The 1,314-nt window shown below is 73.9% G+C and carries 1 protein-coding gene; it reads right to left on the bottom strand.

The features are described from left to right. Window positions 1-46 precede the first annotated feature (46 nt). The coding region (locus tag LCE31_RS39665; RefSeq protein ID WP_225023146.1) for an aldehyde dehydrogenase family protein at window positions 47-1,314 on the bottom strand (1,268 nt) is incomplete at its 5' end.

The raw sequence follows: 1,314 nt of genomic DNA, 5'->3' as shown, positions 1-1,314 counted from the left end.
GCGCCGGCCGCGTCGGGGGCGGGGGTGGGGATGTTCGTCATCGTGGTCAGTCCTCCGTGCCGATGAAGACGTTCTTGGTCTCGGTGAAGGCGGCGAGCGCGCCCGGACCGAGTTCGCGGCCGAGGCCGGAGCGCTTGTAGCCGCCGAAGGGCGTCCAATAGCGCACGCTGCTGTGCGAGTTGACGGACAGGTTGCCGGCGGCGACGGCCTTCGAGACGCGCAGCGCCCGGCCGACGTCGCGGGTCCACAGCGACCCGGACAGGCCGTACGGGGTGGCGTTGGCGAGCCGTACCGCGTCCTCCTCGTCCGTGAACGGCAGGACGGCGGCGACCGGTCCGAAGACCTCCTCGGTGGCCGCGGGTGCGTCCGGGTCGAGATCCGTGAGGACGGTCGGCGGGAACCAGAAGCCGGGCCCCTCGGGAGCGCTGCCGCGTATCCCGGGCGCCCCGGCCGGGACGTAGGACCGCACGCGCTCCAGCTGCGCGGCCGAGATCAGCGGCCCCATCTCGGTGGCCTCGTCCGCGGGGTCGCCGACCGTGACGGCGGCGACGGCGGGCGCGAGCAAGTCGAGGAACCGGTCGTACACCTCGCGCTGTACGAGGATGCGGGTGCGGGCGCAGCAGTCCTGTCCCGCGTTGTCGAGGAAGGACATGGGGGCGGTGGCGGCGGCCCGTTCGAGGTCGGCGTCGGCGAAGACGATGTTGGGGCTCTTGCCGCCGAGTTCGAGGGTGACGCGCTTCACGGCGGCGGCGCACTTAGCCATGATCGACGTGCCGACGGCGGTCGACCCGGTGAAGACGATCTTCGCGACGCCCGGGTGGGTCACCAGCGCGTCGCCGGTGACCGGGCCCGCGCCGGGCAGGACCTGGAAGAGGTGTTCGGGCAGGCCGGCTTCGAGGGCGAGTTCGGCCAGGCGCAGCGCGGTCAGCGGGGTGGTCTCCGCGGGCTTGAGGAGGACGGCGTTGCCCGCGGCGAGCGCGGGCGCGGAGCCCCAGCCAGCCACGGGCATCGGGAAGTTCCACGGGGCGATCACGCCGACCACGCCGAGGGGTTCGAGGAAGGTGATGTCGACGCCGCCGGGCACCGGAATCTGCGAACCGGTCAGGCGCTCCACTCCCCCGGCGGCGTAGTCGAGCACGTCGCGGAAGTTGCCCGCCTCCCAGCGGGCGTTGCCGATGGTGTGGCCCGCCTCGCGCACCTCAAGTCGGGCGAGCTCCTCGGTGTGCTCGTCGACGCGGAGTGCGAACCTGCGCAGCAGTCGGGCGCGGTCGCCCGGCGACGCCGCGGCCCAGCCGCGCTGGGCGGCGGCGGCCC

The sequence above is a fragment of the Streptomyces sp. 8L genome (genome assembly GCF_020176795.1).
In the GTDB taxonomy this organism is placed as follows: domain Bacteria; phylum Actinomycetota; class Actinomycetes; order Streptomycetales; family Streptomycetaceae; genus Streptomyces.
Note: the sequence above shows the minus strand (reverse complement) of the source record. Positions and strands in the feature narration are given on the sequence as shown.